We start from the raw sequence: 3,867 nt of genomic DNA, 5'->3' as shown, positions 1-3,867 counted from the left end.
GGGCCTTCATTGGGTCCGGGTCGGGCAGGGGATACGGACAACCGCGGTCGGCACGCCGAAAGCAGTGCCAGTACCGGTCGGATTCGGGGGCGTAGCGGTAACCCACTCCGGGAGTGAGCACGCCAAAAAGGATGGTCCAAACTTGGACCATCTTGAAGGCGTAGCGGTAACCCACTCCGGGAGTGAGCACGCCTTTCCACTCGCCCGGCCACAGACAGGGCCGGAATTGGCACAGCGCGTCCAGGACATCCACCGATCAGTTGTCGACCTGAATCTTCATGCGGCCTCCCGAATCACAGTCGCGAACCCGAGCAGCGACAGATCAGCCGTCCACTCGATCCCCTCCCACGCCCGCAACTGTGGATGCAGGACCGACAGCGGCACGCGCACACGCCAGTCCGAGCGGTCCTCCCGATAGAGCAGGACCGGGATCAGTCCCGCCCGGCTCGCCTGGTCGGTGGCCTGAGTCCACCATTGCGCCAGCAAGCCAGCGGTGGCGCGCGCATGGCGCTTGACCTCGGGAGCGAACCGCCGCAAGGCATCGGCGGTGGGACCGACATCCTCGGGATGCACGATCAGGTCATAACCGCCGGCGCGTGACTGTTCCAGGTTGCGGATCAGCCGGACGCCGAGTTGATCCTGGATCGCCCGGCAGACTTCCCGCTCGCCACAGGCGCCCTTGGTGCGTTGCATCCTGCTCATGGCGTACCTCGCGGACGATCGATCAGGGAATCAACGATGCGCCCGCATCCAGGGGTTGCGCAGACGGCCATCCGTGGGTGCCAATCGGGGTCGCGTTTCTGATCCATGGATAAGCCGTGTTTGAGGAAAGACGCATTACGCACCGTTCGCCTCCTTCAAGACCGTGACCGCGTAACGGTTGAATGCCTTGCCGCTCTTGCCGATTTCCCGTCCGTGAAACGTGACGCTGACCAGATCGCCCCGTTCAGCGTCTTGCGACTTCATCTGTGCGGTCAGCCAGACGGTCATCCAGACGGCTACCAGGTCGCCCGCGGGCGTCTGTACGATCATCTGGCGCTGGTCGCCGAACGGTCCCGACATCATCCGCGAACCAACAATGAGGCCTCCAGCGCCTCGCCGGGATCGGGCTTCCAGGACAGCACCTCAGCATTGACACGGGCGGCTTGGCGTAGCCGCTCCAGGGCGCCGGCAGGAATGGATACGGTGGCAAGCTCATTCATCGGAGTGTTCCTCGAAACGGGTGCAGCGGATCTCGGCATGTGGCCACGGCCAGCAGGAACCGGGTTGACGGCTCGCTGGGGCTGCAATCAGGCAGCCGCCCAGTCCGCCGGTGGGATTGATCGTGTCTCGCTCGAAGTGTTGGCAGCGCGCGCAGACGGCCTTACTGGGCGAGGCCGGCGAGGGTCGCGGCGGATCGGCAACCGCGACGGCCAGACCGAGACGCAGCGCCTCGTTCATGGCCTGCTCCAGCCGTTCGGGACTGCGCGCCAAGCCATCCAGATATTCCGCGACCGTGACGGGATCGTCTTCGCCCCAGTGACGCAGCAGCGCCTGGGCGATCTTGAGCGGTTCGCCGGAGAGAGCAGGTGCAGGCGGTCGATCCAGTTCTGGATTGACCGCGCAACCGGGATAGTCGGCCTGGATCTCGGCCAGCGTTGCCGGTGGGCATCGGGTGACGGATAGGACGGTGCCGTCCGGCTGGGTGACGAGGAACGCGCGGCGGGTGGTTTCGGTCAGCGGTGCGGCATCGTTGGCGGCTTTGAAATTCCCGGAAAGCCCCTTTGGGGTAGTGTCTAAAGTGTCTAAACCCTCCCGTGATTTCTGAGAATGCCCATTTGGGAAACCATCTAAACCAGCTAAACCAGCTAAACCCGGTTTTGAGGGGGATTCGATGGTTTCGACAGTTGCCCAAACCGGGCTTTTCAGTTTTTTGCGGGAGGTTTTTACCGGCTGTGAATCGTTCGCGGCATCGCTTAAATTTTGAGAATGCCCACTTAGCGAAGTGTCTAAAGTGTCTAAACCCTGCTTTGAGGGGGTTTCGACACTTTCGACACTAGGGTAAGCCGGGCTTTTCAGTTTTTGAAGGCGATCCAGGTAGCTCATTCCCGCGTCCCTCTCAGGTCTGGGCGAACCTGATACCGGATCGTTGGACGTCCTGGTCCGCTCGGTTGATCGCCTCGGATGTGGCCAAAGTCCTCCAGGATGACGATTGCGGCGGCGGTGCCTGTCCGATCTAGCAGACGCCAGTGGTTGCGATAAACGTCCTTGGCGGTGAAGGGGGCGGACAGCGAGGGGAGTCTGCGCGACAGTTCAAGCGCGCTAGCCATGTCCACATCCAAGGCGGTGCGGTAGATCCGCCGGGAATGCGTTTCCAAATACTCGCACCATGCCAACGCGCGCAGTAGCGAGTGCAGATCGACGGGTCCGGTTCCTGGGTTGTCTGCCAGCCGAAACAGTAGCGCCAGCGAGGGCGCAAGCGAGCGGTACTTAGCGAGGTGGCTCTCCATCGCCGGGTGCATGTCGTCACTGCGTAGGCGGCTCTCTAAGGCGGCTCGCCATTCGTCGAAGGCTTCCTGTGCATCCGGGGCGAAGCGTAGCCAGGGGATGGCGTCTCCGTCGTCCTGAGTGGCACCAAGGGCGTGCGGGTCGATCTGATCCAGACGGCTGAAGACTTCGCGCGAAACCTGTCTTGCTCGGGCATCCGGCCAGCGGTCAATGTTGCGCCACTTCGTTGGAGCGTCCGGCCACACTGCCAGTTGGAAGCGTTGCAGCAGACCATCGTCGCCAGCGCCGCCACGCAGGACACCGGCGAGGTAGTCGTTCAGCGGGCCTGGCTGAATGCCGCCGATGATGGAGACGCAGGCGGCTTCGATCTCGACGGTGCCGCGCCCAATCCTATCGAAGGTAAAACCACCATTCCCGTTCCATGCTTCCAGGTAGAAAGCGCGGCTCCCTTCTCGGCCTTCCTGGTCTAGGGATTTCAGAAAGCCGATCAGCTCATCACGATAAACCAACATGCCGCGCGGGTTATCCCGGAGCAATTCCCCTAGCTTCTCGACGGTGCTGTCCTGGGTCTTGTAGCGGCGGCGTTTCGGTTGTGCGGCATCGGCGCAGGCGTCAAGCGCGTGTTGGTGGGCGAGGTCAAGATTTTTGGCCTTCAGTGCCTTGGAAATCTCCGCTTTGAATTCCTTCGCGCGGGCCTCCGATATCATCTGGTCAGCCGCGAACGTCGTTTGATCCTGTTCGTGTTCTTCGCGAGCGCGCGCCTCCAGGGCGTCAATTCCCTTCATGGTTTCTTGCAACGATGGTGTCTTGAGAAGAGACGGGCGTCCAACAATCGCGCCCCAAAGGTTAGGGATAACAGTCCAGTCGTCTTGACGTTTCGGGCGAATGCCAACTTGCCTACCGACGACGGAAGACAGGCAGACAATCGCCGATACGGCGGGGTAGTCCTCTGGACACTGCATCCGCTCGGCAATGTCTCCGATCCAGGCCCTCAAGGTGTTTGGCAGCAGATCCAGGTCGAACGGCGATACCGGGGGCATGCCAGACGGAAGCGGCTCCATCGCCGACCAACTGTCTGGATCGGGATATTCTGGCTCCGTCCTGACATCCTGGTAATCATCGTCCGGTTCGGGCGGCTTGGGATCGTCGAACTTGAACTGACTGCCATCGGGCCGATACCCATCGCGCCGATCCAGGGCAAAGAGGTTTCCCGCTCCGTCCTTGCGGTACCGCGCGATGACAGGGCGAGCGCGTTTAAACATTCCGTTTTTCGGGTAGTTGACGGATGCTAGCGAGAAACGACGATTGGAGTTTCTCATGTCAGCAAGCATTCTTGAGCATTTCACCTCCTTGGAAGATCCTCGGATCGAGCGTCGAAAG

At 61.6% G+C, this 3,867-nt stretch carries 6 protein-coding genes; all 6 read right to left on the bottom strand.

Annotated elements, in window-relative coordinates; translation table 11 throughout:
• A partial coding sequence (locus QZY07_RS07345; protein ID WP_295401190.1) for a hypothetical protein occupies nt 1–190 on the bottom strand: 190 nt, incomplete at its 3' end.
• Nucleotides 191–276: 86 nt separating this feature from the next.
• Nucleotides 277–702: a hypothetical protein gene (locus tag QZY07_RS07340; RefSeq protein WP_295401188.1), complete on the bottom strand. Its 426-nt coding sequence runs from the start codon at nt 700–702 to the stop codon at nt 277–279.
• Between the two features lie 135 nt (nt 703–837).
• Nucleotides 838–1,032, bottom strand: coding sequence for a hypothetical protein (locus tag QZY07_RS07335; protein WP_295401185.1), 195 nt, complete (start codon nt 1,030–1,032; stop codon nt 838–840).
• A gap of 29 nt (nt 1,033–1,061) precedes the next feature.
• The gene (locus tag QZY07_RS07330; RefSeq protein ID WP_295401183.1) at nt 1,062–1,202 is read right to left on the bottom strand and encodes a hypothetical protein; all 141 of its coding nucleotides are present in this window, start codon (nt 1,200–1,202) and stop codon (nt 1,062–1,064) included.
• Complete coding sequence (locus QZY07_RS07325; RefSeq protein ID WP_295401181.1) at nt 1,195–2,085, bottom strand: hypothetical protein; 891 nt, start codon at nt 2,083–2,085, stop codon at nt 1,195–1,197. The genes QZY07_RS07330 and QZY07_RS07325 overlap by 8 nt, the downstream gene beginning before the upstream one ends.
• Entirely contained in the window at nt 2,082–3,749 is a 1,668-nt protein-coding gene (locus QZY07_RS07320; protein ID WP_295401178.1) for a YfjI family protein, read from the bottom strand. Before QZY07_RS07320 ends, QZY07_RS07325 begins: the two co-directional genes overlap by 4 nt.
• Nucleotides 3,750–3,867: the final 118 nt, after the last annotated feature.

It is taken from the genome of uncultured Thiocystis sp. (assembly GCF_903866365.1).
In the GTDB taxonomy this organism is placed as follows: domain Bacteria; phylum Pseudomonadota; class Gammaproteobacteria; order Chromatiales; family Chromatiaceae; genus Chromatium.
Note: the sequence above shows the minus strand (reverse complement) of the source record. Positions and strands in the feature narration are given on the sequence as shown.